Genomic DNA, 15,823 nt, shown 5'->3' with positions numbered 1-15,823 from the left:
CCCCGACGGTCGTGTCAGCGACCGGCCTTCTTCGCGGTGATGACGCCGGTGTCGAAGCCCATCAGGTTGAGCCCGCCGTTGAACCGGGCGTGCTCGACCTTCATGCAGCGGTCCATGACGACGGTGAGCCCCTGTTCTTCGCCGTACCGGGCGGCCTCCTCGTCGTAGATGCCGAGCTGGACCCAGATCGTCTTCGCGCCGATCGCGAGCACGTCGTCGACGACCGAGCGGATGTCGGAGGCCTTGCGGAACACGTCGACGACGTCGGGCACCTCGGGCAGCGAGGCCAGGTCGGGGTAGGCCTTCTGGCCGAGGATGGTGTCGGCACGGGGGTTGACGAAATAGACGCGCAGGTCGGTCGACTGCTGCAGGTAGGTGCCCACGAACGAGCTCGACCGGCTCGGGTTGGGCGAGGCGCCGACGACGGCGACGCTCTTCGCCGAGCGCAGGATGGCCTGGCGCTCGCGGGCCGTGGGGCCGACCCACGTCCGCTGCGACTTGAGCAGCTTGGCGAGGGGGGACGACGCGGGCAGCTCGCAGGTCAGCCCGTTGGTCAGCTGCGTGGTGACGGTGTCGGTCACGTCGGGTCACTCGCCTTTCGTCGCCGCGGCCAGCGCCTGGTCGAGGTCGTGGATGATGTCGTCGGGGTCTTCGATGCCGACGCTGATGCGCACCGAGCCGGGCAGCACCCCCGCGTCGACGAGCTGCTGCTCGCTGAGCTGGGCGTGGGTGGTCGAGCCCGGGTGGATGACGAGCGTCTTCGCGTCGCCGATGTTGGCGAGGTGGCTGGCGAGCTCGACCGACTCGATGAAGGTCTTGCCGGCCGGACGACCGCCCTTCAGCTCGAACGTGAAGACCGAGCCGGGGCCCTTCGGCAGGTACTTCGCCGCGCGCTCGTGGTGCGGGTGCCCGGGCAGGCCGGCCCAGCGAACGCGCTCGATGCGCGGGTCGGCGTCGAGCCACTCGGCGACCTGGCGGGCGTTGTCGACGTGGGCCTGCATGCGGAACGGCAGGGTCTCGACCCCCTGGGCGAGCAGGAAGGCCGAGTGGGGAGCGAGGGCCGGGCCGATGTCGCGCAGCTGCTCGGCGCGCAACCGGGTGAGGAAGGCGTACTCGCCGAAGTTGCCGGACCAGTTGAGCCCGCCGTAGCTCGGCACGGGCTGGTCGAAGAGCGGGAACCGCTCGCTGTCCCAGTCGAAGCGGCCGGACTCGACGACGACGCCGCCGAGCGTGGTGCCGTGACCGCCGAGGAACTTCGTGGCCGAGTGCACGACGACGTCGGCACCCCACTCGATCGGCCGGTTGAGGTAGGGCGTGGCGATGGTCGAGTCGACGATCAGGGGCAGGCCGTGCGCGTGGGCCACGTCGGCCAGGCCCTCGAGGTCGGCGACCTCGCCGGACGGGTTCGCGACCGTCTCGACGAAGACCAGCTTCGTCTCGGGACGGATGGCGGCGGCGTAGTCCGCCGGGTCGGAGGACTGCACGAAGGTCGTCTCGACGCCGAAGCGACGCAGGGTGACGTCGAGCTGGGTGATCGACCCGCCGTAGAGGTTCGCGCTCGCGACGATGTGGTCACCCGCGCCGGCCAGCGAGGCGAACGTGACGAACTGGGCGCTGAGGCCGCTCGCCGTCGCGACGGCGCCGAGGCCGCCCTCGAGGCTGGCGACGCGCTCCTCGAAGGAGGCGGTGGTCGGGTTGGCGAGGCGGCTGTAGATGTTGCCGTACTTCTGCAGGGCGAACCGCGCCGCGGCGTCGTCGGTGTCGTCGAACACGAAGGCGCTGGTCTGGTAGATGGGCAGCGCCCGTGCCCCCGTCGCCGCGTCGGGAATGTTGCCCGCGTGGATCGCCCGCGTGCGGAAGCCGTACTCACGATCTGCCATGCCCCCACGCTAGCCGCTGGTCGTCACGCGGGGACCCGGGACGTCACACGGCGGAACACGGCCGACCCGCGCCTCCTGCGGGGGAGGAGCCGTCGGTCGGCCGGAGGCGGCTCCGGCGCCTACTTCCAGCTGGGAATCCAGTAGTGCAGCCGGATGAACTCCCAGTCCTCCAGCTGCGCCGTCCACAGGGGGTAGAAGAAGACGGACACGGCGACGGCGACCACGACGACGATCGCCGTGACGCCGATGCCGCTCAGCCGACGGGACCGGTCGTCGGTGCGTCGGCCGAGGACGATGCCGAGCACCGCGGCCAGGGCGAGCACGAGATAGGGCTCGAAGGCGATCGTGTAGAACTGGAACACCGTCCGGTCGGTGAAGGCCAGCCACGGCAGGTAGGCCGCCGCGACGCCGACGAGGATCGCCCCGTACCGCCACTCGCGGTACCGCGCGACGCGGTAGACGAGGTAGAGGCAGGCCGCGACCGCCGCGTACCAGATCAGCGGGTTCGCGACCGAGGTGATCGCCTCGCCGCACCGGGCCACGTCGCAGCCGCCCTGGCCCTCGTCGAACCCCTGGTAGTACATGCTCGTCGGTCGCAGCATCAGCAGCCAGGTGAGCGGGTTCGCCTGGTAGGCGTGCGGGGTGTGCAGGCCGACGTTGAACCCGTAGACGCCCGCCTGGTAGTGCCAGAAGTTCTGCACCACGTCGGGCACCCACGCCAGGGCTCCCGTCCACCGCGTGCCGCCGTCCTCGACCCAGCTGCGGTAGTAGCCGCCCGACGTCGCGAACCAGCCGGTCCAGCTCGCCAGGTAGGCCACCACGGCGACGGGCACGGTCAGCAGGAAGCTCACCGGTGCCTGCCTGAACAGGGTGCCCGACAGCCAGAACTCCACGCCGGCCCGGCGGCGCGCCACCATGTCGACGACCACCGTGTAGACCGCGAAGAACGCCAGGAAGTACAGGCCGTTCCACTTCACGGCCGTCGCCAGCCCGCACAGGAGGCCGGCCGTCACCAGCCAGGGACGCGCCCACAGGGCGGGGCCCCAGGCGATGTCGCGACCGGCACCGCGCCTCCTCGCCCGCCAGGCCTCGAGCCGGCGGGCGCTCTGCCGGCGGTCGAGCAGCACCGCCCCGAAGGCCAGCAGGCCGAAGAACATGACGAAGTTGTCGAGCAGGGCCACCCGGGACATGACGATCGCGTGCCCGTCGATCGCCAGGAAGAACCCCGCCAGCGTGCCGAGCAGCGTCGATCGCAGCAGCAACGACCCGATGACCGCGACCAGGGCGACCGCGAGGATGCCCACGACTGCCGTGCTGATGCGCCAGCTCGCCGGGTTCTCGGGACCGACCGCCGCCATGCCGAGGCCGATCAGCCACTTGCCGAGGGGCGGGTGCGCCACGAACGACGGTGCCGCGAGGAACCCGCCGACCCCGCCCGCGGCGAAGGTCGGGTCGTAGTCGGCCGGCCACGACCCCTCGTAGCCGAGGTTGAACAACGACCAGGCGTCCTTGACGTAGTACGTCTCGTCGAACACGAGGGTCGCGGGGGAGTTCAGGTGCCACAGGCGCAGCACCGCGGCCAGCAGCGTGACCGCGAGCGGGCCCGCCCAGGCCCAGACGCGCCTCCTGACCGGGGTGCGCAGCACGCGCCCCCACCAGGCGTCGAGCCGGGTCGGGGGAGCCTCGCGGGCGTGGGCCGCGGTCGCGTCGTCGACCGGGGTGCCGACGGGCGGGACGGTCACCCGGTCGGTGAGCGGGTCGGCCGACGCGAGGCCCGGCTCGCCCGCCGTCGGACGGGCAGGAGGCGCGGTGCCGGCCTCGACGAGCGCGTCGAATTCGCGCTCGGGCCCGGTCGTCATCGGGCCATCGTAAGTGGGCGGTCCGGGACCGGGGGACAATGGGCGGGTGATCGTGCTCGCCGCCACCCCCATCGGAAACCTCGGCGACGCCAGCCGTCGCCTGATCGAGACGCTGTCGAACGCCGAGGTCGTCGCCGCGGAGGACACGCGCACGGCGATCCACCTGATGCGCGCCCTGGGCGTCGAGAACCGCCCCCGCCTCATCGCCCTGCACGAGCACAACGAGCGCGAGAAGGCGGGCGAGATCGTCGAGCTGGCCCGCGCCTCCGACGTGGTCGTGCTCACCGACGCCGGCATGCCCGCCATCAGCGACCCCGGGTTCCCGCTCGTCGAGGCCGCCGCGGCCGCGGGCGTCACCGTCACGGCGATCCCCGGCCCGTCCGCGGTGCTCACCGCGCTCGCCGTGTCGGGACTGCCCACCGACCGCTTCAGCTTCGAAGGCTTCCTGCCGCGCAAGCAGGGCGACCGTCTGCGCGTGCTGGGGGCGCTCGCCGACGAACGCCGCACCATGGTGTTCTTCGAGTCGCCCCACCGCCTGGCCGACTCGCTCGGCGACCTGGTCACCGCTCTCGGGGCCACGCGCCGCGTGGTCGTCTGCCGTGAGCTGACGAAGCTGCACGAAGAGGTGCGCCGCGGCAGCGCGGCCGAGCTCGCCGAGTGGGCGGCCGAGGGCGTCCGGGGCGAGATCTGCATCGTGGTCGAGGGCGCCCCCGAACGCGTCGTCGACCTGGCCGCCGGGCTCGCGCAGGTGCAGGCCCTGGTCGCCGACGGCACCCGCCTCAAAGAGGCCACCGCCGACGTGGCCGCCGCCACGGGTCTGTCGAGGCGCGACCTCTACCAGGCCGCCCTCGCCGCCCGCCCGCCCCGCGCGTAGGGCGTGGCGTACCCCGCCCAGCCCGGCGGGTGCAAGCTCGGAGGAGGCGCGTGCCCGGAGGAGGCGCGGCCCACCACGAGCAGGAGGTACGACATGAAGGCGGTCCGTTTCGAGCAGTACGGCGACATCGACGAGCTGAAGGTCGAACAGGTGGCGAAGCCCGAGGCGGGTGCCGGCCAGGTCGTGGTCGCCGTCAAGGCGGCGGGCCTGAACCCCGGTGAGGCGGCGATCCGCGCCGGACTGATGCACGACGCGTTCCCCGCGGCGTTCCCGTCGGGGCAGGGGACCGACTTCGCCGGCGTGGTCGACGAGGTCGGTGCGGGGGTCGACGAGTGGTCCGTCGGTGACGAGGTCGTCGGGTGGGCCAACCGGTCGTCGCACGCCGAGTTCGTCGTCGTCGACCACGACGAACTCGTGGCGAAGCCCGAGAACGTGCCGTGGGAGGTCGCGGGCAGCATCAGCGTGACCGGACCCACCGCCTACGCCGCGCTGCGTGCCGTGCAGGCCACCGAGGGCGACACGATCGTCGTCTCGGCCGCGGCCGGCGGCGTCGGCGTGATGGTGTCGCAGCTCGCCGTCCTCGGCGGGCTCACCGTGATCGGCACCGCGAGCGAGCGCAACCACGACTTCCTGCGGCAGCTCGGCGTCACGCCCGTGGAGTACGGCGACGGCGTCGTCGACCGCATCCGTGAGGCCGCCCCCCAGGGCGTGGACGCGTTCGTGGACTGCTTCGGCCAGGGCAACGTCGGGTACGCCCTCGAGCTCGGCGTCGCGCCGCAGCGCATCGACACGATCATCGACTTCGCGGCCGTCGAGCAGCACGGCGTCAAGGCCGAGGGCAGCGCCCAGGCGACGTCGCAGGCCGTGCTGTCCGAGCTGCTCGAGCTGATCTCGACCAATAAGATCATGGTGCCGATCGACGGGATCTTCCCCCTCGACGACGTCAAGGACGCCTACCGCGACCTCGAGGACGGCCACGCCCGGGGCAAGTACGTGCTCGGCATGGACGTCGTCGAGTACCCGGGCGAGCACGCCGGCGAGCGGGCGGGTTCCGACGACCGCACCGAGGAGCACGACGCGACCTGACCGGTCGACGCGACCCGCGCCTCCTCGTCCCCGGCGGCGGACGCAGGAGGCGCGGGTCGCGTCATCACGTCGGTGCCCCCACCTAAGATGGTCCCCATGCCCGCCGGCGACTCCTTCTTCATCGCAACGCCCATCTTCTACGTCAACGACGTGCCGCACATCGGTCACGCCTACACCGAGGTCGCAGCCGACGTGCTCGCCCGGTGGCACCGGCAGCGGGGTGACGACGCCTGGCTGCTGACCGGCACCGACGAGCACGGTCAGAAGATCCTGCGCACGGCCACGAGCCACGGCGTGACCCCGCAGGAGTGGGCCGACAAGCTCGTCACCGAGTCCTGGAAGCCCCTGCTCGAGACCGTCGACATCGCCAACGACGACTTCATCCGCACGACCGACGCCCGCCACGAGGCCGGCGTGCAGAAGTTCCTGCAGAAGCTCTACGACGACGGCTTCATCTACCAGGGCGAGTTCGAGGGCTTCTACTGCGTCGGCTGCGAAGAGTACAAGCAGCCGAGCGACCTGGTGCCCGGCACCGGCGCCTACGAGGGCGAGCAGGTCTGCGCGATCCACAGCATCCCGGTCGAGGTGCTGCAAGAGAGCAACTACTTCTTCCGCATGAGCGACTTCGAGCAGCGACTGCTCGACCTCTACGAGGCCCAGCCCGACTTCGTGCAGCCCGACTCGGTGCGCAACGAGGTCGTCTCGTTCGTCAAGCAGGGTCTGCGCGACCTGTCGATCTCGCGACAGAGCTTCGACTGGGGCGTCAAGGTGCCCTGGGACGAGAAGCACGTCGTCTACGTGTGGTTCGACGCCCTGCTCAACTACGTCACGGCCATCGGCTACGGCGTCGACGACGACGAGTTCCGGCGTCGCTGGCCGGCCGTGCAGCTCGTCGGCAAGGACATCGTGAGGTTCCACGCCGTCATCTGGCCCGCGATGCTCATGGCGGCCGGGCTGCCCGTCCCCAAGAACGTCTTCGGCCACGGCTGGCTGCTGGTCGGTGGCGAGAAGATGTCGAAGTCGAAGCTCACGGGCATCGCCCCTCAGCAGATCACCGACGTCTTCGGTGCCGACGCGTTCCGGTACTACTTCATGCGCGCCATCACCTTCGGTCAGGACGGCAACTTCAGCTGGGAAGACATCGCGGCCCGCTACCAGGCCGAGTTGGCCAACGGGTTCGGCAACCTGGCCTCGCGCGTCGTGGCCATGATCACCCGCTACTTCGACGGCACCGTGCCCGTCGCCGGCGACCTCACCGAGGCCGACCTGGCGGTCCGCGAGACCGAACTGCGGGTCACGGCCGAGGCCGACGCGGCGATCGACCGGTTCGCCATCAACGAGGCGCTCGCGTCCATCTGGCAACTGGTCGACCAGCTGAACGGGTACATCACCGAGCAAGAGCCCTGGGCCATCGCGAAGGACGAGTCGCAGCGCGAGCGCCTGGCGACGGTCCTCGCCACCGCGCTGCGGGGTCTCGGCACCCTCACCGTGCTGCTGTCGCCGTTCATCCCGACGGCCACGCGCACCCTGTGGCAGTCGATCGGGCAGGGCGAGCTGACCAGCCAGCCCGTCGATCGTGCGGCCGAGTGGTCGAGCGCTCCCGACGTCCAGCCGCTCGCCGCCGGTCTCTTCCCGCGCATCGAACAGCCCGAGCCCGCGGCATGAGCGACGACACGTCCGGTGGCGGCGGCGCGACCTCCGGGCCGGCCGACGGAGTCCCGGCGACGCACGTCCGCCACCGCTCGTCGGGCGCGGACGGCCAGAAGCGCGACCTGACCTACCCCGCGCCTCCCCAGCCCCTCGTCGTGCCGGTCTACGACAACCACACGCACCTCGAGATCGCCGACGGCGTCGGAGACGACGGCGACGGCCCCCTCGACTACCGCGAGCACCTCGACCGGGCCTCGTCCGTGGGCGTGCGCGGCGTGGTGCAGGTCGGCACCGACCTCGAGACGTCCCGCTGGTCGGCCGAGATCGCCAGCCGCGAGCCCCGGGTGCTCGCCGCCGTCGCCATCCACCCGAACGAGGCCCCGGCCCTCGCGGCCGCGGGCACCCTCGACGAGGCGCTGTCCGAACTGGACGGGCTCGCCGCGAGGCCGCGCGTGCGCGCCGTCGGCGAGACCGGGCTCGACTTCTTCCGCACCGGCGACGACGGTCGGGCGGCCCAGCTCGAGGCGTTCCGCGGCCACATCGAGATCGCCAAGCGCCACGGCCTGGCCCTGCAGATCCACGACCGCGACGCCCACGACGACGTGGTCGACCTGCTGCTCGAGGTGGGCGCTCCCGAACGCACCGTCTTCCACTGCTTCAGCGGCGGGCCCGAGCTGGCGAGCATCCTCGCCGAGAACGGCTGGTACGCGTCCTTCGCCGGCACGGTGACGTTCAAGAACGCCCAGCCCCTGCGCGACGCCCTCGTGCAGTTGCCGCGCAACCTGATCATGGTCGAGACCGACGCGCCCTACCTGACGCCGGTGCCCTACCGCGGTCGCCCCAACGCGCCGTACCTGATCCCCTTCACGCTGCGGTCGATGGCCGAGACGATCGGCACCGACGTGTCCATGCTCGCGGCCCAGATCTCGTCGACGACCGAACTGGTCTACGGCAGCTGGGACAGCGAGCCCGTGACGGTCGAGGGCTGATGTCGCGCGCCACCCTGCTCGGCCCCGCCGAGATCCGTGACCTCGCCGACCTCCTCGGCGTGCAGCCGACCAAGAAGCTCGGGCAGAACTTCGTCCACGACGCCAACACCGTGCGTCGCATCGTCGCCGCGTCGGGTGTCTCGGCGGGCATGACCGTCGTCGAGATCGGCCCCGGGCTCGGCTCCCTGACCCTCGGCCTGCTCGAGGCGGGTGCCAAGGTCGTGGCCGTCGAGATCGACAAGCGCCTCGCCGAACAGCTGCCGAAGACCGTCGCGCAGCTGCAGCCGGCGGCCGACCTCACCGTCGTCGTCGACGACGCCCTGCGCGTGACGACCCTGCCCGACGAACCCACCCACCTCGTGGCGAACCTGCCGTACAACGTCAGCGTGCCGGTGCTCCTGCACTTCCTCGAGCACTTCGGCGGGCTCGAGCACGGGCTCGTCATGGTGCAGTCCGAGGTCGGTCTGCGCCTGGCCGCCGAGCCCGGCTCGAAGGTCTACGGCGGCCCGAGCATCAAGGCGGCGTGGTACGGCGAGTTCCGGGCCGCGGGCCAGGTCAGCCGCCAGGTGTTCTGGCCCGTGCCGAACGTCGACAGCATCCTCGTCGCGTTCGACCGCAAGCCGGCCCGCGGCAGCGAGCTCGAGCGTCGGGCGACCTTCGCCCTCGTCGATGCCGCGTTCCAGCAGCGACGCAAGATGCTGCGCCAGTCGCTGTCCTCCCTCTACGGGTCGTCCGCCGCCGCCTCCGAGGCCCTCGAGCGTGCCGGACTCGCCCCGACCCAGCGGGGAGAGCAGCTCACCGTCGACGACTTCCTCGCCGTGGCCCGGGTCAGCGACGTCGACGCCCTCGCCGGGGCGTCCGTCGCCGCCGTGCTGCACGCCGACGAGGGCTAGGCCGGCTGAGCCGTGCCCCGACGCAAGAACGGCCCCGACGGCGCGCCGTCCGGCAGGGCCAGGGGCAGGGACGGTGGCGGTGACGAGCGCGGGCACGGTGAGCAGCGGCTCAGTGACGCCCGGCTCGGGTCGGGCACCGGACGCGGTGCGGCCGAGTGGTTCGCACGGCTCGACGCCGCGGGGGCGGCGCGACTGTCCCACGAGCAGATCTCGCGCCTCCTGGTCGACGAGTTCGAGGTCGTGCCGTGGTGGGCCGAAGGGATCACGGTGCGCTACGAACAAGAACGCGGCGTCGAGCCGCCGGGGCGTCAGCCCGACGGCAGCTACGCGGTCACCGTCGGCCGCAGCCTGAGGGGTGCACCGCTCGAACTGTTCGACCTCGCCGTCGACCGGTTCGCCCGGTACGCCGGCGGTCCGCCCGAGGTCGTCGCCCGGTCCGCGACGCGCCCGACCGCCGACTGGACCCTCGCGCACGGGGACACGCTGCGCCTCCAGGTGGTGTCGACCGCCGGTCCGAAGTGCTCGGTGTCGTTGACGCAGGGCAGCCTGCGCCTGCCCGAACGGGTGCAGCCCGTGAAAGAGGGGTTGACGCGGGCGTTCGGCGTCATGAGTGATCGCCAGAACTGACTAGGTTGGACGCATGACGTCCGTGGCCGCCCCGACCGTGGTCCACACGCGTGCGCCGGGCAAGATCAACGTCTTCCTCGCCGTCGGCGACCTGCAGGACGACGGTTACCACGACCTCGCGACCGCCTACCAGGCCGTCTCCCTCTACGAGGACGTGCGCGCGCGTCGCGCCGACGACTTCACGGTCAGCGTCACGGGTGGCCCGTCCATCGACGTGTCGGGCGTGCCGACCGACGGGTCCAACCTGGCGATCAAGGCCGCCCGCCTGCTGGCCGAGACGACCGGCTACACGGGCGGCGTCGCCCTGACCGTCGACAAGGCGGTGCCCGTGGCCGGCGGCATGGGGGGCGGATCGGCCGACGCCGCCGCGACGCTGCTCGCGTGCGACACGCTCTGGGGAACCGGCGTCGGTCGTGACGAACTCCTGCGGCTCTCGGCCCGACTCGGTGCCGACGTCCCGTTCGCCTTCGCCGGGGGCACCGCGATCGGTACCGGTCGCGGCGACGAGCTCAGCCCGGCCCTGGCGAAGGGGCAGTTCCAGTGGGTCCTGGCCGTGGCCGACGTCGGCCTCTCGACGCCGCGCGTCTACGACGAACTCGACGCGCACCGTCTGCGGCACCAGGGCGAGATCCGCTCGGTGCGGCACCCCGTCGTCGACGCTGGCGTCCTGCAGGCACTCCGGGCGGGCGACCCGGGCATGCTCGCGGACGCCATGCACAACGACCTCCAGGCGCCCGCCCTGCACCTCCAGCCGGGCCTGGCCGACGTCCTCGAGCTCGGTGAGGGCAACGGGGCCCTCGCGGGCATCGTGTCGGGCTCCGGCCCGACGGTGGCGTTCCTCGCACCCGACCTCGACGGCGCTCTCGAGCTGCAGATCGCGCTGAGCGCAGCCCGCCTCACGGTCGTCCGCGCCACGGGCCCGGTCCACGGCGCCCGCGTCGTCACCGACTAGGCCCGGGCCCCAGGGCGTCGCCGAGCCCCCCCGCGCGCGCAGGGGGGCTCGGCGACGCCCCGGGGTCTCGCGGGCTCAGCGCTCGTACTTGAGCACGTTCGTGCGGGTGAGGTGCCACTCGTCGGCGACGTGGAAGCCCTTGGCGGCGAGGTCCGCGGTGACCCGGGGCCTCCAGTCCTGCTTGTCGCTCGTGATCAGCCAGACGACGTCGAGGTCGTCGGTGCGGTCGATGACGTCCTCGAGCGGGTGCTGGACCTCCCACAGCCCGCCGGTCTCGGCCGCGGGGGTCTCGAGCGTGAAGTCCGACATCCCCTCGAACGCCGCGGGGTACGTGTTCTCGATGATGCGCGACGTGGCCTTCGGGTGTCGACGCACGGGGCCGAAGACGACGCCCTCGGCCGTCCCGGCCGGTTCGAGCGCCCGTTGCTCGCTCACGAGGTCGGCCACCTGGTTCCACGCGGCCGAGTCCTTCGCCTCGGGCTGACGCTGACGTTCGTAGGTCGGGGCGGTGAGCACCACGGCGACCAGCAGGACGAGGGCGATCACCCGCCGCCAAGGGATGGCGGCCACGGCGACGGCCATCATGATCGCGACGGCCGGGGTGCCGAAGGTCAGGTAGCGGGGCGAGTAGAGCGGCTCGGTCACGAGCGAGACGCCCACGAGGCCGACGGTGGGCACGATCATCCAGGGCAGGACGACCTCGGCCAGTCCCCGGGCACGGGGCACGAGACCGGCGACCACGACGACCAGGCTGGCGAGCACCAGCATCCAGCCGAAGACGGCGAAACGGTCGTTCTGGTAGAACCACTGCGTCGTCAGCACCTGGTCGATCGTCGCGAAGCTCGGCCGGTCGAGCCAGCCGACCTGGCCGCTCTGCTCGGACGTGAAGTACACGACGGGCAGGCTCGCGAGTCCGGCGACGGCCGCACCGGCGAACCAGCCGAGGAACGAACCGCGTGCTCCGTGCGGTGCGCCGACGAGCGGGGTCGACGCCACGGCGTCCTGCGACGTCGCCACCGACCCCGAGGAGGCGCGGAGCCGGCGCTCGCGTCGCCACTGCACCAGCATGGTGACGCCGTGCCCCACCACGACGAAGGCGACGTACAGGAAGAAGAGAACCGAGACGACGGCGAGCACGGCGTAGGCGACCCACCAGCGGACGGCCGAGGCCCGGGTGCGGGTCTCGCCGACCTGGGCGGTCCGGCGCGAGGCGGTGACGAGGACGAGGGTCAGGGCGACGGCGAACATCGCCGAGAAGGCGTACGAACGGCCCTCGCCGCCCATCCAGGTCACGCGGGGGATCAGGCAGAACAGCAGGCCCGCCACGACGGCCGTCCGGCGGTCGGCCAGGGTGCGGGCGAGCACGACCGTGAACGCGGCGGCGAGCCCCGTGACGATCGTGCTGGGCACCCGGAGCGAGATCGGCGAGTACGGGAAGACGTCGAACCACAGATGCATGAACGCGTAGTACGTGGCGTGCACCAGGTCGACGGTCTGGACCATCTGCCAGAGCTGGCCCCAGCTGCGCGTCGCCGAGATGACCGTCGCGGCCTCGTCGTACCAGACGGACGGCACCCAGAGGAAGGCGCCCGACAGCAACGCGGCGAGCAGGCCGACGAGCACGGCGTCGAGATGACGCCAGTGCCGGAGGCGCGTGAGGGCCGTGCTGCGGCCGGTCCCGGGCGTCGTGGATACAGTGGGCGCGGTCGATCGACCGTCGGCCGGATGCAGGAGGTTCGTCATGTCGTCTCTTCCCCCTCTCGGAGGATCTCGCGTGCGACACGGGGGTGACGCGCGCGGGGCGGCCGTGCACGACGGTGGCGTGCACGGTGCCGGCGTGCGCGACGGTGGACACGGCGGCGACCCCGTCGAGGGCGAACGCTACTCGCGAAGCGTGCGCCTGCCGGGGTTCGGTCTGGGCTCCCAGGGGCGCCTGGCGGCGTCGAGGGTGCTGGTGGTCGGGGCCGGCGGGCTGGGCGCGCCGGTCATCCAATATCTCGCAGCCTCGGGTGTGGGAACCCTGGGAATCGTCGACGACGACGCCGTCGATCTGTCGAACCTACAACGGCAGGTGCTCTTCCGCCCCGACCAGCTGGGCTTCCCGAAGGCCCGCGCCGCCGCCGACTGGGTGCGTGCCGCCAACCCGGACGTGACCGTCGTCGCCCACCCCGTCCGACTGAGCGACCGCACCGCCGACCTGCTCGACGACTACGACCTCGTGGTGGACGGCAGCGACTCGTTCGACACCTGCTACCTGGTGGCCGACGCCGCGGCCGAGCGCGGTCTGCCGGTCGTCTGGGGCAGCGTCAACCGCTGGGACGGACAGTTCAGCGTCTTCTGGGACGACGCCCCGGACGCCCGGGCGGTCGACTACCGCGACCTGCACCCTGCCCCGCCCGCCTCGGGCTGGGACGAGTCCTGCGCCGACGTCGGCGTGCTGGGGCCGCTGTGCGGGACGGTGGGCGCGGGCATGGCCGGAGAGGTCGTCAAGCTGCTGACCGGTCTCGGCGATCCGCTGCTCGGCCGGGTCGTGACCGTCGACGCCCTGGGCGGCACCTGGCGGGAGAGCCGGTTGGCCCGCGCCCCGCACCGGGCCGAGGCCCGGGCGACGGTGAACGACGCGCGCCGCGCCTCCTCGTCCTCGGCCTCCGAGGCGCAGGCGACCACCGCCGACGCGCCCCCGGCCCGTGGTCGCCGCGTCGGCCCCGACGTCGACGCGGCCGAGCTGACGACCCTGCTCGGGGCGCGAGCGACGGGCGATGCCGACTTCACGCTGCTCGACGTGCGCGAGGTCGACGAGCACGACTTCGCCCACATCTCCGGTGACGTGCAGGCTCCCGGGTACGGCACGCGCACCCGCCAGCGGCCCGAGCTCGATCCGGCGCAGCGGGTGGTCGTCTACTGCGCCCGAGGGCCGCGGGCCCGCGCCGCGGCCGACCTGCTGGCGGGCGAGGGCTTCGACGTGTCGGTGCTGCACGGCGGCATGCTCGGGTGGCAGCTCGCGCAGGGGGCACCCACGCGGCCGTAGGCGGGCGTTCAGCCGCCGGCGAACGGCGGCATGACGTCGATGACCGCGCCGTCGGGGACGAGCTGCTCGCGGTCCCGCGTGGTCAGGCCGTCGACGAGGAACGAGCAGCGCAGCAGCACGTCGCGGAAGTCCGCGGCCGACACGCCCTCGACCGGGCGGACCTCGGTGAGCAGGCGCCCGATGGTCGGGCGTTCGCCCGCGGGCACCTCGACGCGCTGGTCGTCGCGGCCCACGGCGGTGCGGGCGGCGGCGAAGAACCGCAGCGTCGACGAGACGGGGGCCGGGGTGGCTCCGTCGACGGTGGGGGCGGGGTTCGTGGTCGTCATCTCAGCCTCCGATGGCGCTCATGGTGCGTTCCGGCTGCACGAAGTCCGGGTCGTCGATGCCGTGGCCCGAGGGCTTGGCCCACATGGCACCGCGCCAGGCGTCGGCCAGTTCGAGGTCGCTCGCCCCGCTGCGCAGCAGGTCGCGCAGGCCGGTCTCGCCGCCGCTGAAGAGGCAGCTGCGGATGCCGCCCTCGGCGGTCATCCGGGTGCGCCGGCAGTCGGCGCAGAACGGTTCGCTGACCGAGGCGATGATGCCGACCCGCCCGGCCAGTCCGGCGTCGTCGCCGCGGCCGACGGCGTCGAACAGCTCGGCGGGTGCTCCGTCGCGCTCGACGTCGGCGGGGCTGAGGTCGAAGCGCGTCGCGATCAGCGAGTGGATGTCGCGTGACGTGACGAAGGAGGCGCGGTCCCAGCTGCGGTCGGCGTCCAACGGCATCTGCTCGATGAACCGCAGCTCGTGGCCGCCGCGCAGCGCCCAGGCGAGCAGGTCGGGCGCCTCGTGGTCGTTGATGCCGGGCAGCAGGACGGCGTTGATCTTGACCGGGGTGAGGCCGGCCGCCGCCGCGGCGTCGACGCCGGCGAGCACCTTGTCGAGGAACGGACGACGCGAGACCTTCATGAACGTCTCGGCGTGCAGCGAGTCGAGCGACACGTTGACCCGGTCGAGCCCGGCGTCGGCCAGGGCCTGGGCGCGGTGCGCCAGGCCGATGGCGTTCGTCGTCAGCGACACCTCGGGCCGCGGGTCGATCGCGGCGACCCGTCGCACGATGTCGATGAGGTCGGCACGCAGCAGTGGCTCGCCCCCGGTGAACCGCACCTGCCGGACGCCGAGGTCGCGCACGCCGATGCCGACCAGGCGCACGATCTCGTCGGCGTCGAGCGCCTGTTCACGGGGGAGGGCCGGCAGGCCCTCGGCCGGCATGCAGTAGGTGCAGCGCAGGTTGCACTTGTCGGTCAGCGAGACCCGCAGGTCGGTCGCGGTCCGACCGAAGCGGTCGAGCAGTCCCGGAGCGGCGTCGCTCGACGGCCGCGCGGGCAGCAGGTCGTCGGCGGGGGCCCGGCCGGGCATGGTGGGCAGTCCGAGCGAGACGGTCATCCGTCGAGGTTAAGCCCGCGGGGCCGAACGTGGGGTGTCCATGGGAGGCGACCCGCGCCTCCTTTCGCTCCGCCGTGCACGACGCCCCGCCCCGCAGGCTCGTCCGGGGCCACTCCTTGCGGCTGCGCGACCGCGCATTCGGAACTAGGCTCGCGTCCATGACGCAGATGCGGATCAAGGACGCGGCGGCGTTCCTCGGCGTGAGCGACGACACCGTGCGACGCTGGATCGACCTCGGCCTGCTCGAGAGCGAGAAGGACGACGCCGGGCGCGGCGTGGTCGACGGGCTCGCGCTCGCGACGCTCGCCCGGAAGAACGCCGTGCTGCCCGCCGACCCGTCCGAGGTGGGGCGGTCGGCACGCAACCGCCTGGTGGGCGTCGTGACCGAGATCACCGCCGACCGGGTCATGGCCCAGGTCGAGCTGCAGTGCGGCCCGCACCGCATCGTCTCGCTGATGAGCAGCGAAGCCGTCCGAGAGCTGGGCCTCGAACCCGGTTCGGTGGCCATCGCCGTCGTGAAGGCCACGACGGTCATCATCGAGACGCCCGGCGGGAAGGCCTGA

At 72.4% G+C, this 15,823-nt stretch carries 15 protein-coding genes; 9 read left to right on the top strand and 6 right to left on the bottom strand.

What is annotated here, in order from left to right; genetic code table 11:
* Nucleotides 1-14: 14 nt before the first annotated feature.
* The 3 genes from IFT79_RS02225 to IFT79_RS02215 form a co-directional block, all read right to left on the bottom strand.
* Entirely contained in the window at nucleotides 15-581 is a 567-nt protein-coding gene (locus IFT79_RS02225) for a CoA-binding protein (RefSeq protein ID WP_056048910.1), read from the bottom strand.
* A gap of 6 nt (nucleotides 582-587) precedes the next feature.
* The gene (locus IFT79_RS02220; protein WP_137847220.1) at nucleotides 588-1,880 is read right to left on the bottom strand and encodes an O-acetylhomoserine aminocarboxypropyltransferase/cysteine synthase family protein; all 1,293 of its coding nucleotides are present in this window, start codon (nucleotides 1,878-1,880) and stop codon (nucleotides 588-590) included.
* A gap of 119 nt (nucleotides 1,881-1,999) precedes the next feature.
* Nucleotides 2,000-3,739: a dolichyl-phosphate-mannose--protein mannosyltransferase gene (locus IFT79_RS02215; protein ID WP_192122797.1), complete on the bottom strand. Its 1,740-nt coding sequence runs from the start codon at nucleotides 3,737-3,739 to the stop codon at nucleotides 2,000-2,002.
* 46 nt (nucleotides 3,740-3,785) lie between these two features.
* Between IFT79_RS02215 and rsmI the strand changes: the two genes are divergently transcribed.
* The 7 genes from rsmI (at nucleotide 3,786) to IFT79_RS02180 (ending at nucleotide 10,810) form a co-directional block, all read left to right on the top strand.
* A complete protein-coding gene (rsmI, locus tag IFT79_RS02210) occupies nucleotides 3,786-4,613 on the top strand; it encodes a 16S rRNA (cytidine(1402)-2'-O)-methyltransferase (RefSeq protein ID WP_056048904.1) in 828 nt (275 codons plus the stop codon).
* Between the two features lie 93 nt (nucleotides 4,614-4,706).
* Complete coding sequence (locus IFT79_RS02205) at nucleotides 4,707-5,699, top strand: NADP-dependent oxidoreductase (protein WP_082452609.1); 993 nt, start codon at nucleotides 4,707-4,709, stop codon at nucleotides 5,697-5,699.
* Nucleotides 5,700-5,795: 96 nt separating this feature from the next.
* Nucleotides 5,796-7,364, top strand: a complete 1,569-nt coding sequence (gene metG / locus IFT79_RS02200) for a methionine--tRNA ligase (RefSeq protein WP_056049295.1) — start codon at nucleotides 5,796-5,798, stop codon at nucleotides 7,362-7,364.
* Nucleotides 7,361-8,338, top strand: a complete 978-nt coding sequence (locus IFT79_RS02195; RefSeq protein WP_082460596.1) for a TatD family hydrolase — start codon at nucleotides 7,361-7,363, stop codon at nucleotides 8,336-8,338. Before metG ends, IFT79_RS02195 begins: the two co-directional genes overlap by 4 nt.
* Nucleotides 8,338-9,231, top strand: coding sequence for a 16S rRNA (adenine(1518)-N(6)/adenine(1519)-N(6))-dimethyltransferase RsmA (gene rsmA / locus IFT79_RS02190; RefSeq protein ID WP_192122796.1), 894 nt, complete (start codon nucleotides 8,338-8,340; stop codon nucleotides 9,229-9,231). Before IFT79_RS02195 ends, rsmA begins: the two co-directional genes overlap by 1 nt.
* A gap of 12 nt (nucleotides 9,232-9,243) precedes the next feature.
* Nucleotides 9,244-9,858 carry a hypothetical protein gene (locus tag IFT79_RS02185; RefSeq protein ID WP_056048896.1) on the top strand — a complete coding sequence of 205 codons (615 nt, stop codon included), beginning with the start codon at nucleotides 9,244-9,246 and terminating at the stop codon, nucleotides 9,856-9,858.
* Between the two features lie 13 nt (nucleotides 9,859-9,871).
* Nucleotides 9,872-10,810, top strand: coding sequence for a 4-(cytidine 5'-diphospho)-2-C-methyl-D-erythritol kinase (locus IFT79_RS02180; RefSeq protein WP_159827195.1), 939 nt, complete (start codon nucleotides 9,872-9,874; stop codon nucleotides 10,808-10,810).
* 75 nt (nucleotides 10,811-10,885) lie between these two features.
* On the opposite strand, the gene IFT79_RS02175 is transcribed toward IFT79_RS02180, so the two are convergent.
* Nucleotides 10,886-12,553 (bottom strand): glycosyltransferase family 39 protein, encoded by a 1,668-nt coding sequence (locus IFT79_RS02175; RefSeq protein WP_056048895.1) that lies wholly within the window; start codon nucleotides 12,551-12,553, stop codon nucleotides 10,886-10,888.
* Nucleotides 12,554-12,584: 31 nt separating this feature from the next.
* On the opposite strand from IFT79_RS02175, the gene IFT79_RS02170 reads away from it, so the two are divergent.
* Nucleotides 12,585-13,838, top strand: a complete 1,254-nt coding sequence (locus IFT79_RS02170; RefSeq protein WP_236557035.1) for a ThiF family adenylyltransferase — start codon at nucleotides 12,585-12,587, stop codon at nucleotides 13,836-13,838.
* An 8-nt stretch (nucleotides 13,839-13,846) separates the two neighbouring features.
* Here IFT79_RS02170 and IFT79_RS02165 read toward each other — a convergent pair whose 3' ends face one another.
* Together IFT79_RS02165 and moaA are read right to left on the bottom strand one after the other, a co-directional pair.
* Entirely contained in the window at nucleotides 13,847-14,164 is a 318-nt protein-coding gene (locus IFT79_RS02165; protein ID WP_192122795.1) for a MoaD/ThiS family protein, read from the bottom strand.
* A gap of 1 nt (nucleotide 14,165) precedes the next feature.
* Complete coding sequence (gene moaA, locus IFT79_RS02160; RefSeq protein WP_123571616.1) at nucleotides 14,166-15,260, bottom strand: GTP 3',8-cyclase MoaA; 1,095 nt, start codon at nucleotides 15,258-15,260, stop codon at nucleotides 14,166-14,168.
* Between the two features lie 158 nt (nucleotides 15,261-15,418).
* Between moaA and IFT79_RS02155 the strand changes: the two genes are divergently transcribed.
* Nucleotides 15,419-15,823, top strand: coding sequence for a TOBE domain-containing protein (locus IFT79_RS02155; RefSeq protein WP_123571615.1), 405 nt, complete (start codon nucleotides 15,419-15,421; stop codon nucleotides 15,821-15,823).

The sequence above is a fragment of the Frigoribacterium sp. CFBP 8759 genome (assembly GCF_014841655.1).
GTDB lineage: Bacteria > Actinomycetota > Actinomycetes > Actinomycetales > Microbacteriaceae > Frigoribacterium.
Note: the sequence above shows the minus strand (reverse complement) of the source record. Positions and strands in the feature narration are given on the sequence as shown.